We start from the raw sequence: 23,559 nt of genomic DNA on the forward strand, positions 1-23,559 counted from the left end.
TTTATATAATAGTTCAGAGCGCTATCATTTGTCGTTACGAGTTGGTTAGCCCCGGTAAACGGTTAACCGCGTCTAACGAAAGGATGAGCGCGTGAAGCTCGATACACTCGAGATTGGAAAGGACGCCGTTGTCGCATCGGTGGCATCGGACGATCAGGCACTCCGACAGCATATTTTGGACATGGGCCTAACGCCGGGCACCGAAGTCACCATGATGAAGTACGCTCCTATGGGCGACCCGCTCGAGATTCGCCTGCGTGGCTACGAGTTGACGCTGCGCAAGGACGATGCTGCTCGCATCGAGCTCGTGGGTGTTCACGACACAGACACGGGTCCGCGCACTAACGCCGCAATCGGCACGACGGAGCACCCGGCACTTGGCGAGGGGACGTATTCGCCCCGTGCGGCAAAAACGGCCGTGCCCGAGGGTGCGCCGCTGCATTTCGCCCTCGCCGGCAACCAAAACTGCGGTAAGACCACGCTGTTCAACCAGCTTACGGGCTCCAACCAACATGTCGGTAACTTTCCCGGCGTGACGGTCGACCGCAAGGACGGCACCATCCGTAACCATCCCGAGGCGGGCGTTACCGACCTGCCCGGCATCTATTCGCTGTCTCCGTACACGGGCGAAGAGATCGTCAGTCGCCAATTTATCCTGGACGAAAACCCCGACGCCATCATCGACATCATCGACGCTACTAATATCGAACGCAACCTGTACCTGACGCTGCAGCTTATGGAGCTCGACCGCCCCATGGTCATCGCGCTCAACATGATGGACGAGGTGACGGCCAACGGCGGCGCCGTGGACGTCAACCTGCTCGAGAGCCTGTTGGGCGTGCCTGTTGTCCCCATTAGCGCTGCCCGCAACGAGGGTATCGGCGAGCTCGTGGATCATGCCTTGCACGTGGCACGGTTCCGCGAGCGCCCCGGTCGCCTGGACTTCTGTGCGCCCGATGGTTCGGACGGCGGTGCACTGCATCGCTGCATCCACGGCATTGCCAACCTGATCGAGGACCATGCCGTGACGGCGCACATTCCGGTGCGTTTTGCGGCGACCAAGCTGGTTGAAGGCGACGAGCTGGTGACCGAGGCGCTTCACTTGGATCGCAATGAGCTCGACGCTATCGAGCACATCATTACCCAGATGGAGGGCGAAGCCGGCACCGACCGCCTGTCCGCGCTGGCCGATATGCGCTTTAGCTTTATCGGCGACGTGTGCGGGCGCTGCGTCGTCAAGCCGCATGAGAGCCGCGAGCACGTGCGCTCCGTCAAGATCGACCGCATCCTGACGGGTCGCTACACAGCCATTCCGGCGTTTCTGGTGATCATGGGCCTCGTCTTTTGGCTGACGTTTGGCGTGATCGGCGCGGCGTTGCAGGGACTCATGGAGGACGGCATCGCTGCCATCATCGCCTCGGCCGATGCGGGCCTCAAGGCGTTCGGCACCAACGACGTAGTGCGCTCGCTGGCTGTCGACGGCGTGCTTACGGGCGTGGGCAGCGTGCTGACCTTCCTGCCGATTATCGTCGTGCTCTTTTTGTTCCTTTCCATTCTGGAAGACTCCGGATACATGGCACGCGTGGCCTTTGTCATGGATAAGGTACTGCGTCGCTTTGGCCTTTCGGGCCGCAGCTTCGTCCCCATGCTCGTCGGTTTTGGCTGCACCGTGCCGGCTATCATGTCGACCCGTACGCTCCCATCCGAGCACGACCGCAAGATGACGGTCATGCTCACGCCGTTTATGAGTTGCTCGGCCAAGCTGCCGGTTTACGGCTTGCTGTGCGGAGCATTTTTCCCGCAGGCGACGGTCCCCGCCATGGTCTCGCTCTATCTGATCGGTATCGTGGTCGGCTGCATCGCGGCTTTGGTGCTCAACCGCACGGCATTTAAGGGCGACCCGGTTCCGTTTATCATGGAGCTTCCCAATTACCGCCTGCCGAGCGTCAAGACGACGGTGATGCTGGCATGGGATAAGGCCAAGGACTTCATCACCAAGGCCTTTACCATTATCTTTGCCGCTACGGTGGTCATCTGGTTCCTGCAGACGTTCGATATCCGCTTTAACGTGGTCGCCGACCAGTCGCAAAGCCTGCTTGCCGGTCTGGGTAGCATCATCGCGCCGGTTTTGGCCCCGCTCGGTTTTGGCGACTGGCGCGCCTCGACGGCACTCGTCACAGGACTTATTGCCAAGGAGAGCGTCATCTCGACGCTCACGGTGCTTTTGGGCGCGACCTCGCCCGCGGCACTGTCGACCATGTTTTCGCCGTTCACTGCCTATGTGTTCCTGGTCTTTACGCTGCTGTACCCGCCCTGTGTGGCAGCCATCGGCGCCGTCAAGAGCGAGCTGGGCGCGCGCTACGCCGTTGCCGTGTTCGCGTTTCAAGTGACGGTCGCCTGGATCGTGGCGTTTGTCGTGCATTCGGCGGGCATATTGCTGGGGTTGGCTTAGTTTTTTATTGACGGCGCAGCCTCTGTGTATCGAATTGTTTTCGGCCCCGCATCTGTTGCTGACGGATGCGGGGCCGTTGCTATATAATCGCCTCCGCTCAAAATGATTGGAGACGTTATATATGAGTCAGGCAAGGCAAGACGGCATCACGCTCAGGCAGTGGCTCCCGCTCGTCGGGCTCACCTGCTGTGCATTCGTGTTCAACACGTCGGAGTTTATGCCCATCGGCCTGCTGACCGATATCGCCGCGTCGTTTTCGCTCACCGAGGCCCAGGCCGGCATCATGATTTCGGTCTACGCCTGGGGCGTCATGCTGCTGTCGTTGCCGCTCATGGTGTTCGCCTCGCGCTTTGAGTTCAAGCGAATGCTGCTGGGCGTGCTGGCAGTGTTCTCGCTGGGCCAGTTTCTGTCCGCCTTGGCTCCGACCTATCCCATTTTGGTCTGCGCACGCCTGGTGGTCGCCTGCGCGCACGCCGTGTTCTGGTCGGTCGCTTCGATTATGGCCTCGCGTCTGGTCGACACACGCCATGGGGCGCTCGCCATCAGCATGATCGCTACGGGCTCGTCCATCGCGCAAATCTTCGGTCTGCCGCTCGGCCGCGCCATCGGCCTGGCCGTGGGCTGGCGTATGACGTTCGCCGTGGTTGGCGCTTTCTCCGCCGCCGCGGTGGTGTACCAGGCCACGGTGTTCCCCACCATGCCAGCGGGCGAGCGCTTTACGCTCAAGCAGCTGCCCGAGCTGCTCAAGAACCCGTTCCTCATCGCGCTCTATGCGGTCACGGTGTTCATGGCGACCGGCTATTATGCGGGCTATAGCTACATTGAGCCTTTCCTGGCTCAGGTCGCCCATGTCGACGCAAGCGCTATCACCATGACGCTGACGGCGTTCGGCTGTTCTGGCCTGCTTGGCAGCTGGCTGTTTGGCCGCCTGTTCGACGGGCACCGTTTCCCGTTCCTCGCGATTACGCTCTCCGGCGTGCCGGTTGCCTTGCTGCTTATGGGTCCTGCCGCGTCGTCGCTTGCCGCGGTTCTTGGCGTCTGCGCACTGTGGGGCTGCTGCGCCACAGCCTTTAACGTGGCGTTCCAGGCCGAGCTCATCAAGTACACGCCGGCGGATTCGTCGGCTGTCGCTATGTCGATCTTCTCGGGCTTGTTCAACCTCGGCATCGGCACCGGCACCGCGATCGGCGGTGCCGTGGTCTCGGGTCCCGGTATTGCTTGGATCGGTTACGCAGGCGGCGCGATCGCCGTCGTGGGCGTCATCCTCGCCATCACGGTGATGTTCCCGGCCATCCGCCGCGCCAAGGCCGTCGCCTAGCCACATCCCTCCATCAGTTGCGGTGGAATAGTTCCTGTTTAAGGCCTCTGAAGGCTCAAATAGGAACTATTCCACCGCAACTTATTTTGGGGGAGGGGGTGCGCGGCGGGCATACAATGGATGTCGTTGTGTGAGGGTCGACCGGGAGGTTGCTATGTGGGCATACGAGACGACGTTCTATCAGATCTATCCGCTGGGCTTTTGCGGTGCCCCGCGCGAAAACGCCGCGCCCGTTGCCGAGGATGAGCTCGCCCAAGCCGCCGCAGCAGCCAATCCCGATGCCCCCATCATGAAGATCGCCCAATGGGCCGACTACCTGCAGGAACTTGGCGTTGGCGCTGTGCTTATTAACCCGCCGCTCGAGTCCGACAGCCATGGCTACGACACGCGTAGCCTGCGTCATATCGACCGTCGCCTGGGTGGGGACGCCGACTTTGCCGCCGTGTGCGAGACGCTGCACGCTCATGGCATCCGCGTGGTGCTCGATGCCGTCTTCAACCATGTCGGTCGCGGTTTTTGGGCCTTCCGCGATGTTCAGGAGCGCAAGTGGGACTCGCCCTACAAGGACTGGTTTCACATTAGCTTTGACGGCGACTCCTGCTATGGCGACGGCTTTTGGTACGAGGGCTGGGAAGGCCATTTTGAGCTTGTGAAGCTCAACTTGCAAAACCCCGCCGTGGTCGATTACCTGCTTGAGTCCGTGCGTCGCTGGGCCGAGGGCTTTGGCATCGACGGCCTGCGCTTGGACGTCGCCTATATGCTCGATCGCGATTTTATGCGCCGCCTGCATACTTTTACCCGTGAGCTCAAGCCCGACTTTGTGCTGATTGGTGAGACGCTCCACGGCGACTACAACCAGATCGTCAATGACGAGATGCTTGACTCCTGCACCAACTACGAGTGCTACAAGGGCCTGTACTCCAGCTTTAACTCGGTCAACATGTTCGAGATCGCCCACTCGCTACATCGCCAGTTTGGCGGTGACCCGTGGTGCATTTATCGCGGCAAGCATCTGCTGTCGTTTGTCGACAACCACGATGTGCCGCGCCTGGCGAGCATCCTTACCGACAAGTCCTGTCTGCGCCCCGCTTATGGCATGCTCTTTGGCATGCCGGGCATTCCGTGCGTCTACTATGGCAGCGAGTGGGGGATTCCTGGCGAAAAGGGCGGCCCCGATGGTGACTGGGCGCTGCGACCTGCGCTCGATGAGCCTGCGCCCAACGAGCTGACGGCCTTCATCAAGCAGCTCGCGCACCTGCGCTCGGCAGACGACGCGGCGGCCCGTGCCCTCAACTATGGTGCCTATCGCAACGTGGTGATCCAGAACAAGCAGCTGCTGTTCGAGCGCGCCTACGACGATGCGACGGTGCTCGTGGCGGTCAATGCCGTGAACGAGCCCTATACCTTTGGAGCCGGCGAACTCAACGGCTCCTTCGTCGACCTGCTTGCCGACGATGCACCCACGGTCGAGCTGCCGGGCTCCCTTGAACTTGCGCCCTATGAGGTGCGTTATCTGCTGAGAGCCTAGCCCATGCCTGTGTCTGACGAGGGCTATCAACATATTGAGCATGGGTTTGAGCCCGTGTTCGACCGGCGCTCGCGCGTTTTGGTGCTGGGGTCGTTTCCCTCGGTGCTCTCGCGCGCCAACACCTTCTATTACGGTAATCCCCAGAACCGCTTTTGGCGCGTGATGGCCGCGTGCCTCGGTGTGCCCGTGCCGCCCAACGAGGGAGACGCTTTGGCGAGCGGCGAGCCCGCGACGCTCGACGCCTCGGTTGCTGCCAAGCGGGCTATGCTGCTCAACGGCGGTGTGGCCCTGTGGGACGTGATCGAGAGCTGTGACATCAAGGGCTCAAGCGACGCGAGCATTCGCAACGTTGTGCCGGCGCGCATCGAGCTCATCACGAGCAACGCGTCCATTGAGCAAGTGATATGCAACGGCGGTACGGCGGGGCGCCTCTACAAGCGCTATCTGCAGGAGCGGACGGGCCTGCCCGCTGTCGTATTGCCGTCAACAAGTCCCGCCAACGCGGCATGGCGCCTGGAGCGCCTTGTTGAGCGCTGGGGTAGCGCCACGACCTGGGCCCTCTGACTTCCTCCCATGGGGATGGGCTCGTTTCGCGAGATTTTTCCTTTCCCGGGGCAGGTCCGAGGTTCGGTTTTATTGCGGTGAGAACGGGGGGGGTGCGAGGCGCGCCCCCGGCCTTTTTGTGCGTAATGGTTTCCGGCTGATAGTTGCGTACGCTGCCAACGTCAAATTGCCCTATCGGACGGTTGAAGATGCCATTTTCTACGAACCAAGGCTACACAGAGTTTTGCAATTGTATATCGAGATTAAGCAATGGCGGAATTAGTTAAATTGCAATTCACCTTCGGGACTCGATTTGCTCTATGTTGCAAGCTGTCTTGTCAGATTTGTCTCTCGGGATATGCCGAGAGCCGTCCGATAGTCAGCTGGCGTCAGCCCCGTGTCTTCTTTGAACTTGCGATAGAAGAATGACATGTTGTCGTATCCGACCTGCTTTCCTATTGCCGTCACGGCAAGGTCGGTATTTGCGAGCAGCGCCTTGGCAATGGAGATTCTTTGCCTCTGTAGTAACTTGTTGAAGCTGTCTCCCGTTTCGCGCTTGAGCATGCGTGAGAGGCTGTCGGGCGCCATGCCAAAATGTTCTGCGGCTCCTTTAAGGGTGCAGCATGAATATTCTTTTTCTATATATGTGAGTACTTCGAGTGCGGGATTTTGCCCGTGTGACGCGTTGGTGATGTCGCTTTCGTAGACGTTGGCAAGCTCGGCCACGATGGTTCCAAAAAGAGCTTGAAGCATGTTCTTGCTGTACCGGCTCGGCTCCATCCACTCACAGAGAAATTCCTTCATAAAAAGCGATAGCCGCCGGCTTTGATCGGAATGGAATAGAACGTAGCCGTCATGTGCGCGGCCCTTTGAAATGGAATTGGCAAAAAACGATCCCACGATACTTCCGCATTCGAGCTGAGAGAAGAAGCTCGGAGTTATGCCGCCCTTAGTGAGCTTGATAACGATCAAGATGTCGTTTTCGCCCAAGGGAAGCGTCGTGTGCACGGTGTCCGAGTCCACAATGAGCATTTGCCCCCGTTTGAGTTTGAAAGTTGAACCGTTAACGATTTCGGTCGCAGAGCCGTCATACATATAGGCAAGTTCAATTTCATTTTGGCGATGCAGGGGATATTCCCTAAAACGCGAGTGACGCTTGATGTAGAAGCCTGCAACTACTTGCTGGGGCGCAACTGCAGCGGAACGGGGGATGCCATCGGCCTCCGCAACCGATGGGTACGGCGTTACTTGGTTGGGGTCTATGCCCCGCTTATAGAGCTCCTCGTGTGCGCTGAGTTGCCTCAGCTGGGCATCCATCTGCTCGGGCGTCATCGCCGACCTTTCTCCAAACGGCATTCGATGATATTTATCATAGTGTCGGAAATGGATATATCAATCAGTTGATGTGGTTATACCGTTTATCCGAATGTAGCTACCGTTTGCCGATGAACTGGCAAAACTGAAGGTGGTTACTAAGCTCATTTTAATCAAACATAGCGGATTAACTGCGAAAACTATTAACAGTCTGATTTGGTCAATCTTCAACATATTTTGGTTATGTTGCATCAGTTTCTGAGCTGTTAGTTTTAAGCCAATGTCCAAGGGGGACATGAGGCCTCATAACAGCGTGGAGTTCTTGCGCCCGGACCGGTCATAGGGCGCCGTGCAAACCACCTGCGATATTCCGAAGGGAGCATTCATGGCTAAAAAAGACTATCCGGCGATTGCGTCGTCAGTTGTCGAGCTTGTAGGCGGCAAAGACAACATTTCTTCTGTCAAGCACTGCATTACCCGCCTGCGCTTTGTGCTTAAGGACCAGGACAAGGCCAAGACTGACGATATCAAGGCCGTTTCGGGCGTCGTGGACGTTGTTATTGGCAACGGTCAGTATCAGGTTGTTATCGGCCCCGATGTTGAGGATGCCTTTGACGAGGTCATCAAGCTGCTCGGCGCCGGCTTTGATGGCGGCGCAGTTGCCGCCGAGTCCGAGGACGAGGGCAAAAAAGGCAGCATCGTTGAACGCGCTGCCGACCTGGTTTCGAGCATCTTCATGCCTTGCCTGGGCGGCATGGCGGGTGTCGGTTTGCTGCGCGCTCTGCTGGTCGTCTTTACCAACACTGGTCTCATGAGCGCGGACTCCGGTGCGTATCAGATCCTGTACGCGGCTTCCGATGCCTTTATGTATTTCCTGCCGCTCGCGCTTGCCATCACGGCGGCCGATCGCTTCAAGACCAATAAGTTTACGGCGTTTGCCGTAGTCGGTGCGCTCTTGTATCCCGCGATTACCAAGGCCTATTCGGACGGCGCGGCGCTCGACTTCTTCGGTCTGCCGGTCAACCTTATGAACTATGGTCAGTCCGTGCTGCCGGCGCTCCTCACCGTCTGGGTGCTCTCCAAGCTTGAGCATGTGGTGAGTAAGTTCATGCCTAAGTCACTGCGTTTTATGCTTGTGCCCACCATCTGCGTCGCCGTCATGGTCCCTGTCGAGCTTATCGCGATCGGCCCGGTCTCCATGGTCATCGGTAACGTCTTTGCCGATGCCTTCATGGTTGTCTACAACCTGGCGCCGCAGGTCGCTGCCTTTATCTACGGCTGCCTGTATCCCTGTCTGATCATCTTTGGTGCCCACTGGGCGCTCGTTCCCATCGCCATGAACAACTATGCCGTGCTCGGCTATGACTGGCTCATGCCGCTCGGTTTTGGCTGCACGTACGCTATTGCTGGCGCCACCCTGGGCGTCATGCTCAAGACCAAATTCAAGCCCCTCAAGGAGCTCGCTGGCACCAATGCCGTCGTTGCCGTCTTTGCCGGCATTACCGAGCCCGCCATCTACGGTGTTCTTCTCAAGTACAAGCGTCCGTTTGTGTGCGCCTGTCTCTCTGCCGGCGTTGGCGGCGTGATCATCTCCATCGCTGGATTCCAACGTCTGGCCCAGGTTGGTCTCAACCTCTTTACCATCCCGGCCCTGGCTATGTTCCCTGGCGGCTGGAGTGTCCCGGTCTGCGTCGTGTTGAGCTTTGTCCTCTCCGTTGCGCTCACGTACTTCTTTGGCTTTAACGACAAGATGCTGTCCGAAGCCGATAAGAAGGCCCAGCAGGCCGAACTTGATGCGGCGTAGCCGACGCGCCCCAAACGATCGGTAGGTAGGCGGCGCGGGCCGCGGTGCAGGGGCGCCGCGGCCGGTCGCCTCTTTCTGTTTTCCAATCAACCGAAAGGATGATCCATGCCATTCGATTCGCTCTACCCGCGCACCACGGTAACCCGCCGTATCCAGGTACTCGACGGTACGTGGGATTTTGCCTTTGATCGCGAAAAGGTGGGCGAGGAACTGGACTGGCCTGCTAAGGGCCTTGTTGATGCTGTCGACATGCCGGTTCCGGCGAGCTTTGCCGATATCTTCACCGATAAGGAGAGCCGCGAGTTCTGCGGTGACGTGTGGTATGCACGTCGCATTTTTGTTCCGGGCGAGTGGCGCGACGGCAATGTCGATATACGCTTTGACGCCGCCACGCATCGAGCGACGGTCTACCTCAATGGCACGGAGCTGGCGGAGCACGAGGGCGGGTTTACGCCGTTTTGCGCCCATGCCAACGATGCCGTGCACTGGAACGACTGGAACCTGCTCGTTGTCAAGGTTAACAACGAGTTGAGTCATGAATCGCTGCCCCTCGGCCGCGTCAAAGAGCTGCGTGACGGCACGCGCATCAACCAGCCTTACTTTGATTTCTTCAACTATTCCGGTCTTCAGCGCAGCGTGCGCATGGTCTATACCCCGGCTGAGCGCATCGAGGACATGACCGTGGTGACCGAGTCGGTTATCGATGGTACGGCATACGTGCACTACGAGGTCACTACCAATGGGTCGCACGAGGTTGAGCTGACGGTCGCCGATGAAGACGGGAACGTGGTCGCACAAAAGCGCGGCACTTCCGGCGGCATCGAGATTGAAGATGCGCATCTTTGGAATCTGCGCGCTGCCTACCTCTACACCTTTACGGTGCGAATTGTGGACGGCGACAAAGTTGTCGACGAATACTATGAGCAGATTGGCTTGCGTACGGTTTCGATCGATGGCCGCGATTTTCTGCTTAATGGACATCCCGTCTATCTCAAGGGCTTTGGTCGCCACGAGGATAGCCCGATTCACGGCAGAGGGTTTGACCCCGTGGTTGCCCGCCGCGACTTTGAGCTCATGAAGTGGATGGGCTGCAATTCCTTCCGCACGAGCCATTACCCGTATGCGGAGGAAGAGCTTCAAGAGGCGGATCGCGAGGGCTTCCTGGTGATCGATGAGGTCGCGGCCGTAGGCTTTTTGGTTTCGACGCAGAATTTCGACGACGCCACCAAGACTTCGGTTTCTAAGACGCTCTTTGATCTTCCTGGCATCGAGAAGACGCTTGAGGTCCATAAACAGGCAGTGCGCGAGCTTATCGAGCGCGATAAAAACCATGCGTGCGTTTGCGCTTGGAGTCTTTTCAACGAGCCAGATTTCTCGACCGAGGGGAGCCTTCCGTACGCGACGGAGATTTTCGACCTTGCTCGCAAGCTTGACCCGCAGAAGCGTCCTCGTTCCTACACCAATGTCACGCGTTGTCGTGCCGGTATCGACAAGTGCACGCATTTGGCCGACTTTATGATGCTCAACCGTTATGACGGCTGGTACGTGTCTCCCGGCCCCGAGATCGAGGATGCACGCGAGATTCTGATCGAGGAGATGCATAAGTGGGAGAAGCTTGAGCCCAACAAGCCGTTCTTCTTTACCGAGTACGGATGCGACACCATGGCCGGCGTTCACAAGCTGCCGAGCGTGATGTGGAGCGAGGAGTATCAAGTCGAGTATTTCAAGATGCAGCACGAGATCTTTGACATGTTTGACTGGGTAGTGGGCGAACAACCCTGGAATCTGTGCGACTTCCAGACGGTCGAGGGCAAGATGCGTGTCGACGGCAACAAAAAGGGTGCGTTCACCCGTGACCGTCAGCCCAAGGCCGTGGCGTTTTTGCTGCGTGAGCGTTGGTGCAACAAGGCAGATTACGTGGACGGCTTTGATCCGCGCGCGATGCGATAGGAGAGAGCATGGCAAAGCTATCCGATTGGAAAAACCAGACAGAAGAGCTCCGGCGCATGGGCGTGAAGCTACCCCAATGCGATACTGACACAATCAAGGCTACGGGTTGGGAGCAGCCCAGGTGGATCCATTTTGGCGCCGGCAACCTCTACCGAGCCTTTCATGCCGCAATAGCCCAGGAGCTTGCCGACCAAGGCAAGCTCGACCGCGGCGTCGTGGTGGCAGAGACCTTTAGCCCCTCTACGCTCGTTGAAGTCTTTGCGCCTTACGGGTATGACGGCCTGCAGGTAATCATGAATGCCGACGGGACTCTTGACGAGCGCGTGATCGCTGTCAATGCGGGCGGCGTATTTGCAAACCCTCAGTGTCCTGAGGACTTGGCTCGCGCCGAGCGCTACTTTGAGAGCCCCGAGCTTGAGATGGCAACGTTTACCATCACCGAGAAGGGTTATGGGCTGCGCGATGCGCGCGGCGAATTGTTGCCCTATGTTGCCGCCGAGCTCGAGGCCGGTCCGGAGGGCGCTGCGAGCACGATGGGTATTGTCTGCCGTCTGCTTTGGGCGCGCTACCGCGCCGGTGCAGCGCCGATTGCTATGGTTTCGACCGACAATTTCTCGCAAAACGGGCGGCGGTTTAAGGAGGCAGTGCTCACGGTTGCGCGTGGTTGGTTCGATTGCGGCCATGTCGACCAAGGCTTTATCGATTACCTCGACGATGAGGCGCGTGTGAGTTTTCCCTGGTCCATGATCGACCGCATCACGCCCAACCCGTCACCCGAGACGGCTGCGGCGCTTGCCGAGCAGGGTTGGGAGGACTTGTCGCTCATGCCCACGGACGGTCCTGCGTTTGCGGGCTTTGCCAACACCGAGGCGGCGCACTACCTGGTTATCGAGGACTCCTTCCCCAACGGGTGCCCTGAACTCGAGGCGGCGGGCGTCATCATATGCGATCGCGAGACAGCTGAGCGGGCCGATACCATGAAGGTTACGGCCTGTCTCAACCCGTTACATACATGCCTCGCGGTCTTCGGATGCCTCATGGGCTATGACCGCATCTGGAAGGAGATGGAGGACTCGCGTCTGGTCGCGCTTGTAAAACATCTAGGCTACGACGAGGACTTGCCCGTAGTGGTCGATCCGGGCGTGATTGACCCACGTGCCTTTATCGATGAGCTCGTGGGACAACGTCTTCCTAATCGCAGCCTTCCTGATGCGCCGCAGCGCATTGCAACGGATACATCCCAGAAGGTCGGCATTCGCTTTGGACACACCATCTGCTCCTATCGAGACCGGGGTTTCGATGTCGCAAACCTTACCTATATTCCATTGGCAATCGCCGGATGGTTGCGCTATCTCCTGGGCGTCGACGATGCGGGTAACGATTTTGAGCTGAGCCCCGATCCTTTGCTGCCCGAGCTTACCGAATGCGTCAGCTCACTCACTCTGGGCGTGTGCGATGCGTCGGCCATTCATGATGCCATATCGCCCATCCTTTCCAACGCCGAGATTTTTGGGCTTGATCTTTACGAGGTGGGCTTGGGCCGCAAAGTTGAGCATTTTTTGGCAGAGATGCTCGCTGGCCCGGGCGCTGTTGCCGCAACCATAGATATATATTGCAAGTAAGGAGGCAGAACTATGGAACTCACGTTTCGCTGGTACGGTCCCAAAGAAGAGAAAATCACATTGGAGCAAGTGCGCCAGATTCCGGGTGTGCGCGGCATCGTCGGTACGCTGTTCGACATCCCCGCGGGTGAGGTTTGGCCTCGTGGGCGCATTCACGCGCTTCGCAAGATGATTGAACACAACGGCCTGACGCTTAAAGTGATCGAATCCGTCAACATTCATGACGACATCAAGATCGGCTTGCCCACGCGCGATCGATACATCGAGAACTACAAGGAAACGATTCGCAACCTCGCTGCCGAGGGCGTCAAGGTCATCTGCTATAACTTCATGCCGGTGTTTGACTGGGTCAAGAGTGACTTGGACTACCGCTTGCCCGACGGGTCGTCAACGCTGGCCTTTATCAAGAAGAATATCCCCGATGACCCGCAGGAGATTATCGACACGGTTGCTCACGGTTCCGGCGATTTTACGCTGCCCGGCTGGGAGCCCGAGCGCTTGGCACAGGTAAAGGGTCTGTTTGAGGCCTATCGAGATATCGATGAGGATAAGCTACGCGAGAACCTCGTCTACTTCCTCGAGGCTATTATGCCCACCTGCGAGGAATGCGACGTCAAGATGGCTATTCATCCTGATGACCCGCCCTACTCCATGTTTGGCCTTCCGCGAATCATCAAGAACCGTGAGGACCTCGACTGGCTCTGTCGCACTGTCGATACGCCCCATAACGGCATCACGCTCTGCTGCGGTTCGATTGCCGAGGAGCCTGGAAACGATGTCTATTCCATTCTTTCCGAGTTTACGCAGCGCGGGCGTATTCACTTTGTGCATATGCGCAATATCAAGTACATCGCGCCCGAGAACTCCGCTAACAAGGATTTCTACGAGGCGCCTCACCCGAGTGAATGCGGCTCGCTCGACATGTATCGCATGATGAAAGCTCTCCATGACAACGGTTTTGAGGGCTACATTCGCCCCGACCACGGTCGCATGATCTGGGGTGAAACGGGACGTCCAGGCTACGGTCTCTATGATCGCGCCTTAGGCATTGCCTACATTAACGGCATGTGGGAAGCGCTTGAGAAGGCTGGTTTTGTCGACAAAGGACAGATATAGTCCACCGCATTTGATTGCTTATGGGTACGGAGCTTTGCTCTGTACCCGTTTTTGAAAAGGTATAGATCATGCTTTTAAATGATGACTTTTTACTCGCTACGCCATTGGCCCGCAAGCTCTATCACGACCATGCCGAGCACATGCCCATTATCGATTACCATTGCCATTTGGATCCCCAGCAGATTTGCGAGGACAAGCGTTTCGATGACCTCACTCGGCTTTGGATTTGCGATGAGGGGGCGGGTGACCACTACAAGTGGCGTCTCATGCGTGCAAATGGCGTGCCGGAGCGTCTGATCACGGGGGATGGAGAGCCGTATGACAAGTTTCTTGCCTACGTTCATACTATGGAACGCGCATACGGTAATCCACTCTACGAGTGGAGCCATTTGGAACTGAGACGAGCATTTGGGATCGATCTCACAATTTGCGGAAAGAATGCCGCCGAGATTTGGGAGCGCGCAAACGCGAGAATCGCAGAACCCGATTTTTCAGCTCGGGGCCTGATGCGCTTATTTGACGTGCACTGTGTTTGCACTACGGATGATCCCGTGAGTGACCTTTCCTGGCATCGGAAGATGCGCCAGTCTGCAGGTGCTGCTATGGTGCTTCCGACGTTTAGGCCCGACGGCCTGATGGGAATCGATAAGCCAACGTTTTCCGAGTATCTTGAGCAACTATCCAGTGCCGCGGGACTGGAGGTTGCAACTTGGGATGCGATCAAGGAGGCCGCTTCGGGGCGTGTCGGATACTTCCATGCCCAGGGTTGTCGTCTGGCCGATCACGGCATGAACTCCTTTAGGTTTGCTTGGGCGGACGATAGCGGGCTCCAGAGAATCGTTGACAACGCATTGTGCGGAAAGACGTTGTCGCATGAAGACGTTGATGCGTACCAGACGGCGTTGACGCTTCATCTGATGGGGGAGTATGAACGTCGTGGATGGGCGCTCCAATTGCATATGAATTGCCTGCGTAACGCAAACTCTGCCGGATATATGTCCGTAGGCGCGGATGCGGGATTTGACTCATGCGGTGATCAGGCGGGGTTTGTTTCCGAGCTTGCAAGCTTGCTCGATGCGGCTAATGGGGAAGGAGCACTTCCAAAAACCATTCTCTATTCGCTGGACGAGAGCCAATGGATGGGCCTGGCGACGCTGATGCAGTCCTTCCAGGGAGGGTGTCGCCAAAAGTTGCAGTTGGGGTGCGCATGGTGGTTCCACGATGCGTTCGATGGCATCAGGAAGCAACTGAGCGTGTTTGCGCAGGAGAGCCTGCTTGGCAATTTCACTGGCATGTTGACTGACTCGCGTAGCTTTTTGAGCTATCCACGACACGAGTATTTTCGTCGCGTGCTCTGTGGCCTGCTTGCCGAGTGGGCGGAGCAGGGTCGCGTTCCGGATGACGAGGAGTGCCTGGGCAAGTTGGTGGAGGATATCTCTTACAACAATGCGCGCAGCTATTTTGGCTTTGACCTGAATCGCTAGGGGCCATATTGTTGCCTGGCGTGATTTGCTCGGCCTGGCTAAAGTCGCCATCGGCAAAGAGGGCGGACTTAACCATCCGGGTACCGCCGCAGGCAGTATTGTTCTTGTCGCAGAGGTGCTCCTCGATGTTTCCCGAGGAGGATTAACGACTCGCTAACCGCAGTGCCTTGTGGCTAAGCGCCAAAGCCAGGCGGGGATTGCCTGTTTGGCGGTGATGATGCCGTCCGGGTCAAAATTCGAGACGCCGCCACCGCCAAGCAGTTGTGCGTGCTCAACCGAGCAGCCCATGCGCACGGCGCCCACCAGCTTATCCATCGCTTCGGAAAATGGTCGGCGCAAGATGCCCATGCGTGGTGAATGGCGAAGCTTTGCGATGCCGCTGCCGGTGCAGGCGATAACGCCGCCGCACCACGTTAGCCTGCGGAGTTCGCAAGCTTGGCGTAGACGCTCGATGAGCATGCGTGCTCCTTCGCTGCGCTCACAGGCGGCCCGGACGACAACATAGACGCGCGTCCCCGTATCGCCAAAGCGATCGAGCGCTTTGGCGATGTCTGCCATTGCCTCGTCATCGGTCATATCCTCAACGGCGAGCACGATGCCATCGGCAGCATCGGCGCTATTTGCCTTCAAGTCGACTGGATGGGGGAGTACAGTGCCGGAAAGCTGTGCATAGGCCGCGATGGCATCCTGCAGGTCCCAGAGCAAAAACTCAAGATCGGCACTCTCGGGAATACTGACAAACGCGATGTTATGCAGTGTTTTTGGTACATTGCCGCGTGCGGTCGTCTCCATGCCGCCTCCTTTCCGGTTCATTTCCGTTTAGGTTACACCGTCCGGCGGCGCCTCGCCGCGCTATCCTAGTGCAACCCTTACGAAAGGAACGCCATGCGCCTGCCCATGAATACCTCGCTTGCCACGCTCAAGCCCTCCGGCATCCGCCGAATCAACGCGCTCGCCACCCAGCACCCAGGGTGCATCGCGCTTGCGCTTGGCGAGCCTGATTTTCCCACGCCCGACGTGATTAGCGCCGAGGTGATCGCCTCGCTGAGCCGCGGCGACACGCACTACCCGCCCAACAACGGTCGTCCCGCCCTGCGCGAGGCGTTATCTGTCTATATGGGGGACGCGAGCCTTACGTTTTCGGCCGACGAGGTCATCCTGACCGACGGTGCGACCGAGGCTCTGTCGGCAACATTCATGGCTATGCTCAACCCCGGCGACGAGGTCATTATCCCCACGCCGGCCTTTGGCCTGTACGAGAGCATCGTCGTGGCCAACCACGCCAAAGCGGTCTTTTTGGACACGGAGCCTGCGCAATTTCAGATTGACGAGGATGCGCTTCGCGCCTGTGTGACCCCGGCGACCAAAGCCATCGTTATCTGCTCGCCCAACAATCCCACGGGCTGCATTCTCAACGCGGCATCGCTCGACGCCGTGGCGCGCGTAGCGGAGCAGTCGGGCATCTACGTAGTCTGCGACGACGTATACAACCGCCTCGTCTACGTGGATGGCTACGAGCGCTTTGCCCAGCGCCACCCGGAGCTGCGTGAGCAGACGGTAGTCATCGAGAGCTTCTCCAAGCCATGGGCTATGACCGGTTGGCGCCTGGGTTGGCTCGCAGCAGCGGCACCCGTCATCGCCGAGATCGCCAAGGCTCACCAATACCTAGTATCGAGCGCCGTCTCCTTCGAAATGGACGCCGCAGCCCGAGCCCTCACCGTCGACCCCACCCCCATGCTCAAAGTCTACCGAGCCCGCCGCGAACGCGTACTCGCAGCCTTAAACGCCATGGGCCTCGACGTAGTAGAGCCCGCAGGAGCCTTCTACGCTTTCCCGAGCATCAAACGGTTCGGCCTAACAAGCGAAGACTTCTGCATCAAAGCCATCAAAGAAGCCAACATAGCCCTAGTCCCAGGCAACTGCTTCGGAATCGAAGGTCACATCCGCCTAAGCTACTGCGTCTCCGACCAAGATCTAGACGAAGGCCTAAATCGCCTGTCCAACTTCGTCGCAACGTTGTAGTCCAAAGGGACGCAACCCATCAGCCCACCGACATAAGGGTTATGTGTGGGGCGCGCCGCTCAACGGACGCGAGGATTCGCAGCAAAGTTACCGTAGCTCCGGCCCCTCGGACCGGAGCGTATGCAGGGTTTGTGTACGAATCCTCGCGCCCGTTGACCGACGCCGGGGTCCCCGCCATAATACTTTAGGTTCACGCACGAATCCGCTGCCAGAGACAGCCGGTGCAAACGGGCATCGCCCGCGAGCTTAATGGGATATCCCGCCAGCCGAGGTGGTCGAGTAGATATGTCTTCTCGCCCCCGTCGCTCATGCAGCGCGGGGGCTTTCTTTTTGGACATGCCCCCGTCACGTCCTTGTGGCGGACCGTGCCCGGAAAGAATTCGAGGAGGTGTAATTCATGCCCCAGCAGTACAAAATCGACAAGGTTGCAGAGATCGAGTCCCGTATCGCCGAGAACGCCGGTCTGTTCGTCGTCAACTACAACGGTCTGACGGTTAAGCAGGCTCAGGAGCTGCGTCATCAGCTTCGCGAGTGCGGCGCCGAGATGAAGGTCTACAAGAACAACCTGGTCAAGATCGCTCTCAAGAACCAGGAGCAGCCCGAGATCGACGAGATCCTCGCCGGCCCCGTCGCTTATGTGTTCTACGAGACCGAGCCGGTCGAGGCCGCTAAGGCCCTTAAGGACTTCTCCGCTAAGTCCAAGGGCGTCCTTGAGATCAAGGGCGGTATCTCCGACGGCAAGGCCGTTTCCGCTGATGACGTTAAGGCTATCGCCGAGCTGCCCACCAAGGATCAGCTTCTCGGCCAGATCGCCGGTCTCATCTCCGGTTTCGCTCGCGACATCGCTGTCTGCGTCAACGGCGTTTCCTCTGGTCTCGCTCGTTCGATCCAGCAGGTCTCCGAGCAGAAGGCAGCCTAGTTGCTGTTTTCACCCGCGGCGGCAACGCCGCACCCCTGGCGCATTCGCGCCGTGTTTTAACTGATCTCCGTGCATCCGCACGGAAACCGAAAGGACTTAGAAATGGCTAAGCTTACCACCGATGAGATCATCGATGCTCTTAAGGAAATGACCCTTCTCGAGGCTTCCGAGCTCGTTAAGGCTATCGAGGACACCTTCGGCGTTTCCGCCGCTGCTCCTGCCGCTGTTGTCGCCGCTCCCGCTGCTGGCGCTGCTGAGGCCGAGGAGAAGACCGAGTTTGACGTCGTGCTCGAGGGCTTCGGCGACAACAAGATCCAGGTCATCAAGGCCGTCCGTGAGCTCACCAACCTTGGCCTGAAGGAGGCCAAGGAGGTCGTCGAGGGCGCTCCCAAGGCTGTTCTCGAGGGTGCCAAGAAGGAGGACGCCGAGGCTGCCAAGGAGAAGCTCGAGGCTGCTGGCGCTGCTGTCACCCTCAAGTAATCAGGCTTTCTCGCCAGATTTCTTTGCAGACGGGGTTCGCATTGCGAGCCCCGTCTTTTTTGTTTTTCGGTTCCTCGACATCGGTTGCTCAAACTGCCATGTTCTGTGATTTGCGTCGTATCGGGTGCCCTGCCGTTGGGCAATAAAATTGCACCATTCGAGCAATAATTTGCGTTGACCTGCTGAAGAATTGTCCCTGCCTTGTAGCGACATATAGTTCCAGCGGTAAGATGCTTGAGTATCGCAATTTGGTCTGCGGCTGTGTGCCGCACGCATGGGGCGCTTTTGCGCCTGCGAAAGGATCTTTGAATAACATGAAGGCAATCATCCCCGCCGCCGGTCTTGGCACACGTTTTCTGCCTGGCACCAAGTGCACGCCCAAAGAGATGCTGCCGGTGCTCGACAAGCCGGTCATCCAGTATGTCGTCGAGGAGGCACTCGACCCCGAGGAGGTCGACGATGCCATCATCGTTACTTCTCCCGGCAAGCCCGAGCTGCTGAACTACTTCCAGCCCGATCGCTCGCTCGAGAACCTGCTGCGCGAGCGCGGCAAGAACGCCTATGCCGATGCCGTCGCCCACGCTGGCGGTATGCCGGTCGACTTCCGTTATCAGTACGAGCCCAAGGGCCTCGGCCATGCTATTCGCTCTGCTGCCGACGCCGTGGCAGGGGAGAACTTCCTGGTTCTTCTGGGCGACTACGTTGTGCCTAACCGCGACATCTGCGACAAGATGCTCGCCGTTTCCAAGGAGCACGGTGGCGCTTCGGTTATCGCCGTCGCTGCTTGCTCGCCCGAGGAAGTCAGCCGCTACGGTGTTATCGCCGGCGAGCGCGTCGGTTCGCTCGAGGGCGCCGAGGACGTTGCCGATGCCGAGCCGGGCGCTGTCTGGCGTATCGGCGGTCTGGTTGAGAAGCCCGCTCCCGAGGCTGCTCCGTCCAACCTGTACATCGTCGGTCGCTACCTGCTGAGCCCGCTGGTCATGGACTTGCTGGCAGATCAGCAGGCCGGCAAGGGCGGCGAGATCCAGCTCACCGACGCCATGGCCCGTTCGCTCGACCGCGAGGCCATGTACGCCGTCGTCATCGACCCGCTGTCGGGCTACGACACCGGCACTCCCTCTGGCTGGATGGCCACCAACGCCCTCATGGCTGCAAGCGACCCCCGCTTTGCCGATGCCTTCTGGGACGCCATCGACGAGCGCGGTGGATTGATGCGCAAGTAAGCCTTCGGGCATCGATATTTACGGGCGCGGACCTCGGTTCGCGCCCGTTTTTTATAAGAGCTGCGATTGCCGGCCCCTGTTCACAGAAAATATATGAACAGATGTTCGATACACATACATCTACCTGCGTGTTTTCTGTCGAAAAACTTTGCTACTCCAAAAACTCAATCGCGTCAAGGCTTTTCTTGCTCAACGGTCGGTACCTGATAAACTATTAGGTTGCGATAACTGGCGAAGCTATGCCTCGCCAACCCACCGAGCATTTCCGTGAAGGAGGAAAAACCTGGTGACCTACGCATACACTGCCACTGAGCGCAAGCGCGTCAGCTTCGGGAAAATCCCGGAGGCCATGGAGCTTCCCAACCTTATCTCTGTTCAAAGGGAATCCTTTGAGCGTTTTAAGGACGAGGGTCTTCGTGAGGCGTTCAAGGAATCCAGCCCCATCCAGAGCCAGAACCATGTTCTCGAGGTTACCTTCGGCGAGCATCAGTTCGGCGACCCCGCGCACACCGTCGAGGAGTGCCGCGAGAAGGACATGACCTATCAGGCCCCGCTTCTGACCGACGTCCGTCTCACCAACAAGGAGACCGGCGAGATCAAGGAGCAGCTCGTCTTCATGGGCGACTTCCCCATGATGACCGATCAGGGCACCTTCATCATCAACGGTACCGAGCGTATCGTCGTCTCGCAGCTCGTCCGTTCCCCGGGCGTGTACTACAGCTCCGAGATGGATTCGGGCAAGCAGATCTACAAGGCCCAGATCATCCCGTCCCGCGGTGCCTGGCTTGAGTTTGAGGTCGACAAGCGCGACCAGCTCATGGTCTCCATCGACCGTAAGCGCAAGCAGAGCGCCACGATGTTCCTGCGCGCCCTTGGCATCGCCGTCACCAACGACGACATCATCGAGCTGCTCGGCAACTCCGATGTGATCAAGCGCACCCTGGAGCGCGACACCGCCCTCACTCGCGAGGACGCCCTCATCGAGATCTACCGTCGTCTGCGCCCGGGCGAGCCTCCCACCGTGGACGCTTCCCGCAGCCTGCTCGAGGGCCTGCTCTTTAACCCGCAGCGCTACGACCTGGCCCGCGTTGGTCGTTACAAGGTCAACAAGAAGCTCAACCTCACCACCGAGGAAGAGGTCACGGTGCTCACCGACGAGGATATCGTCGCGACGCTGCGCTACCTGCTGTCCCTCGCTGCCGGCGAGCAGGGCTTCAAGGTCGACGACATCGACCACTTCGGCAACCGCCGCATCCGTACCGTCGGCGAGCTCGTCGCCAACCAGTTCCGTATCGGCATGAGCCGTATGGAGCGCGTCGTCCGTGAGCGCATGAGCTCCCAGGACATCGACGAGATCACCCCGCAGTCGCTCATCAACATCCGCCCGATCGTGGCCTCCATCAAGGAGTTCTTCGGTTCCTCGCAGCTCTCGCAGTTCATGGACCAGGCGAACCCCCTGACCGGTCTGACCCACAAGCGCCGTCTGTCCGCACTCGGCCCTGGTGGTCTTGCCGGCCACAAGTCCGGCTCCAGCCGCCGCACCAACGTGCCGACGGCCGTCCGCGACGTTCACAACTCGCACTACAGCCGCATGTGCCCGATCGAGACCCCCGAAGGCCCCAACATCGGCCTGATCGGCTCGCTCGCCCTCTACGCCCGCGTCAACGAGTATGGCTTCATCGAGGCCCCGTTCCGTCGCGTCGAGAACGGCGTTGCCACCGACCAGATCGACTGGATGACCGCTGACGAGGAAGAGAAGCACGTCATCGCGCCGGCCAACACGCCGCTCGATCCCAAGACCAACGAGTTCATCACGACCGATGCCGAGGGCAAGATCGTCCGCCCGCACACCGTGATCGCCCGTACCCGCGACTTCGACGGCTCCTTCGGCGCTCCCGCCGACGTGCCCGTCGAGGACGTCGACTACATGGACGTCTCGCCGCGTCAGATGCTCTCCGTCGCAGCCACGCTGATCCCGTTCCTTGAGCACGACGACGCCAAGCGTACGCTGATGGGTGCTAACATGCAGCGTCAGGCCGTGCCGCTGGTTCACCCCGCCGCTCCCTATGTCGGTACCGGCATGGAGCGTCGCGCCGCCCTGGACTCCGGCGAGGTCACCCTGGCCAAGAACGCCGGCGAGGTCATCTTTGCCGACGCCGCCAAGATCATCGTCAAGCATGCCGGCGGCATGGACGAGTATCACCTGGCCAAGTACCAGCGCTCCAACCAGTCCACCTGCATCAACCACCGTCCGCTCGTGCGCGTCGGTGACACCGTTGAGCAGGGCGAGCCCCTGGCTGACGGTCCTTCGACCGATCATGGCGAGCTCGCACTGGGTCAGAACCTCACCGTGGCCTACATGCCGTGGGAAGGCTTTAACTACGAGGACGGTATCGTCGTGTCCGAGCGCCTGGTGGCCGAGGACCTGCTGACGACCATCAACATCACCCGTCACGAGATCGACGCCCGCGACACCAAGCTCGGCCCCGAGGAGATCACCCGCGAGATCCCGAACCTCTCCGAGGACATGCTTGCCAACCTCGACGAGGACGGCATCATCCGTATCGGCGCCGAGGTCGGCCCTGGCGACATCCTGGTCGGTAAGGTCACGCCTAAGGGCGAGAGCGCTCTGACCGCCGAGGAGCGCCTACTGCGCGCCATCTTCGGTGCCAAGGCCCACGACGTCCGCGACACCTCCCTTAAGATGCCTCACGGCGCTTACGGCCGCGTTATCGACGTCGTCCGCTTTAGCCGCGAGAACGGCGACGACCTGGCCCCCGGCGTCAACGAGCAGGTGCGCGTCTACGTCGCCCAGCGTCGTAAGATCCAGCAGGGCGATAAGATCGCCGGCCGCCACGGCAACAAGGGTGTTATCTGTAACGTTCTGCCGGTCGAGGACATGCCCTACATGGCTGACGGTACCCCGATCGACGTTATCCTCAACCCGCTGGGCGTTCCTTCGCGTATGAACGTCGGCCAGCTGCTCGAGTGCCACCTTGGTTGGGCTGCTGCCTGCGGTTGGGATACCGAGCAGGCCGACTCCGACAAGTACGTCCCCGGTCCGTTCTTCACCGCCACGCCCGTCTTCGACGGCGCCAAGGAGGACGAGATCGCCGAGGTCATTCGTCGTGCCAACAAGAACATGCTCAACAAGGCCACCGCTGCCTTTGGCGATCACATGCGCCCCGAATTCGTCACCCAGCTTGACGAGCGCGGCAAGACCCGTCTGTTCGACGGCCGTACCGGCGAGGAGTTCCGCGAGCCCATTACCGTGGGTACGTCCTACATCCTCAAGCTCGGCCACATGGTCGACGACAAGATCCACGCCCGTTCGACTGGCCCTTACAGCCTGGTTACCCAGCAGCCTCTGGGCGGCAAGGCCCAGTTCGGCGGCCAGCGCTTCGGCGAGATGGAAGTTTGGGCACTGTACGCTTACGGTGCTTCCAACGTCCTGCAGGAGATCCTGACCGTCAAGTCCGACGATACCGTGGGCCGCGTCAAGACCTACGAGTCCATCGTCAAGGGCGAGAACGTTCCTGTCCCGGGTATCCCCGAGTCCTTCAAGGTTCTCGTCAAGGAGATCCGCTCCCTCGCGCTGGACATCGAGCCCATGCACGATGCCGACGAGGACGCCTCCGCCCCTGTGACCGCCGAGGAGACCTCTGCTCTCGACGACCTGGCTGCGCTCGCCGGCGTTGACACCGACGTCGAGGCCGAGGATGCCGAGACCGCCGAGGCACCCGAGGCTGTCGCCGCCACGACCACTGATAAGGAGTAGTTGACT

16 protein-coding genes are annotated in these 23,559 nt (G+C 59.2%); 14 read left to right on the forward strand and 2 right to left on the reverse strand.

Features of this window, described 5'->3' with window-relative positions; genetic code table 11:
- Window positions 1–91 precede the first annotated feature (91 nt).
- From feoB to AB5Z14_RS00875, 4 genes are all read left to right on the forward strand, one after another.
- Window positions 92–2,452, forward strand: a complete 2,361-nt coding sequence (gene feoB / locus AB5Z14_RS00860) for a ferrous iron transport protein B (protein ID WP_368129917.1) — start codon at window positions 92–94, stop codon at window positions 2,450–2,452.
- Window positions 2,453–2,573: 121 nt separating this feature from the next.
- A complete protein-coding gene (locus tag AB5Z14_RS00865) occupies window positions 2,574–3,770 on the forward strand; it encodes an MFS transporter (RefSeq protein ID WP_368129918.1) in 1,197 nt (398 codons plus the stop codon).
- A gap of 154 nt (window positions 3,771–3,924) precedes the next feature.
- Window positions 3,925–5,298, forward strand: coding sequence for an alpha-amylase family glycosyl hydrolase (locus AB5Z14_RS00870; protein ID WP_368129919.1), 1,374 nt, complete (start codon window positions 3,925–3,927; stop codon window positions 5,296–5,298).
- A 3-nt stretch (window positions 5,299–5,301) separates the two neighbouring features.
- On the forward strand, window positions 5,302–5,862 hold the full coding sequence (locus AB5Z14_RS00875) for a uracil-DNA glycosylase family protein (RefSeq protein WP_368129920.1): 561 nt from the start codon (window positions 5,302–5,304) through the stop codon (window positions 5,860–5,862).
- 297 nt (window positions 5,863–6,159) lie between these two features.
- Here the strand turns inward: AB5Z14_RS00875 and AB5Z14_RS00880 are convergent, their stop codons facing one another.
- The gene (locus tag AB5Z14_RS00880; RefSeq protein WP_368129921.1) at window positions 6,160–7,173 is read right to left on the reverse strand and encodes an AraC family transcriptional regulator; all 1,014 of its coding nucleotides are present in this window, start codon (window positions 7,171–7,173) and stop codon (window positions 6,160–6,162) included.
- Window positions 7,174–7,540: 367 nt separating this feature from the next.
- On the opposite strand from AB5Z14_RS00880, the gene AB5Z14_RS00885 reads away from it, so the two are divergent.
- The 5 genes from AB5Z14_RS00885 to uxaC all read left to right on the forward strand — a co-directional run bounded on the left by AB5Z14_RS00885 (window position 7,541) and on the right by uxaC (window position 15,131).
- A complete protein-coding gene (locus AB5Z14_RS00885) occupies window positions 7,541–8,959 on the forward strand; it encodes a PTS transporter subunit EIIC (RefSeq protein ID WP_368129922.1) in 1,419 nt (472 codons plus the stop codon).
- A gap of 105 nt (window positions 8,960–9,064) precedes the next feature.
- Complete coding sequence (gene uidA, locus AB5Z14_RS00890; protein WP_368129923.1) at window positions 9,065–10,909, forward strand: beta-glucuronidase; 1,845 nt, start codon at window positions 9,065–9,067, stop codon at window positions 10,907–10,909.
- Between the two features lie 8 nt (window positions 10,910–10,917).
- Window positions 10,918–12,531 carry a mannitol dehydrogenase family protein gene (locus AB5Z14_RS00895; RefSeq protein ID WP_368129924.1) on the forward strand — a complete coding sequence of 538 codons (1,614 nt, stop codon included), beginning with the start codon at window positions 10,918–10,920 and terminating at the stop codon, window positions 12,529–12,531.
- A 12-nt stretch (window positions 12,532–12,543) separates the two neighbouring features.
- Complete coding sequence (uxuA, locus tag AB5Z14_RS00900; protein WP_368129925.1) at window positions 12,544–13,647, forward strand: mannonate dehydratase; 1,104 nt, start codon at window positions 12,544–12,546, stop codon at window positions 13,645–13,647.
- Window positions 13,648–13,715: 68 nt separating this feature from the next.
- Complete coding sequence (gene uxaC / locus AB5Z14_RS00905) at window positions 13,716–15,131, forward strand: glucuronate isomerase (RefSeq protein ID WP_368129926.1); 1,416 nt, start codon at window positions 13,716–13,718, stop codon at window positions 15,129–15,131.
- A 153-nt stretch (window positions 15,132–15,284) separates the two neighbouring features.
- Here the strand turns inward: uxaC and AB5Z14_RS00910 are convergent, their stop codons facing one another.
- Entirely contained in the window at window positions 15,285–15,923 is a 639-nt protein-coding gene (locus AB5Z14_RS00910) for a hypothetical protein (RefSeq protein ID WP_368129927.1), read from the reverse strand.
- A gap of 93 nt (window positions 15,924–16,016) precedes the next feature.
- Between AB5Z14_RS00910 and AB5Z14_RS00915 the strand changes: the two genes are divergently transcribed.
- The 5 genes from AB5Z14_RS00915 to rpoB all read left to right on the forward strand — a co-directional run bounded on the left by AB5Z14_RS00915 (window position 16,017) and on the right by rpoB (window position 23,553).
- A complete protein-coding gene (locus AB5Z14_RS00915) occupies window positions 16,017–17,153 on the forward strand; it encodes a pyridoxal phosphate-dependent aminotransferase (RefSeq protein WP_368129928.1) in 1,137 nt (378 codons plus the stop codon).
- A 397-nt stretch (window positions 17,154–17,550) separates the two neighbouring features.
- Window positions 17,551–18,072 (forward strand): 50S ribosomal protein L10, encoded by a 522-nt coding sequence (gene rplJ, locus AB5Z14_RS00920; protein WP_055250258.1) that lies wholly within the window; start codon window positions 17,551–17,553, stop codon window positions 18,070–18,072.
- 102 nt (window positions 18,073–18,174) lie between these two features.
- Window positions 18,175–18,552, forward strand: coding sequence for a 50S ribosomal protein L7/L12 (gene rplL / locus AB5Z14_RS00925; protein ID WP_006235005.1), 378 nt, complete (start codon window positions 18,175–18,177; stop codon window positions 18,550–18,552).
- Window positions 18,553–18,866: 314 nt separating this feature from the next.
- Window positions 18,867–19,775, forward strand: a complete 909-nt coding sequence (locus AB5Z14_RS00930) for a UTP--glucose-1-phosphate uridylyltransferase (RefSeq protein WP_055250255.1) — start codon at window positions 18,867–18,869, stop codon at window positions 19,773–19,775.
- 286 nt (window positions 19,776–20,061) lie between these two features.
- Window positions 20,062–23,553, forward strand: a complete 3,492-nt coding sequence (gene rpoB, locus AB5Z14_RS00935; RefSeq protein WP_255412935.1) for a DNA-directed RNA polymerase subunit beta — start codon at window positions 20,062–20,064, stop codon at window positions 23,551–23,553.
- Window positions 23,554–23,559: the final 6 nt, after the last annotated feature.

The sequence above is a fragment of the Collinsella aerofaciens genome (genome assembly GCF_040910265.1).
GTDB classification, from domain to species: Bacteria; Actinomycetota; Coriobacteriia; order Coriobacteriales; family Coriobacteriaceae; genus Collinsella; species Collinsella aerofaciens_BK.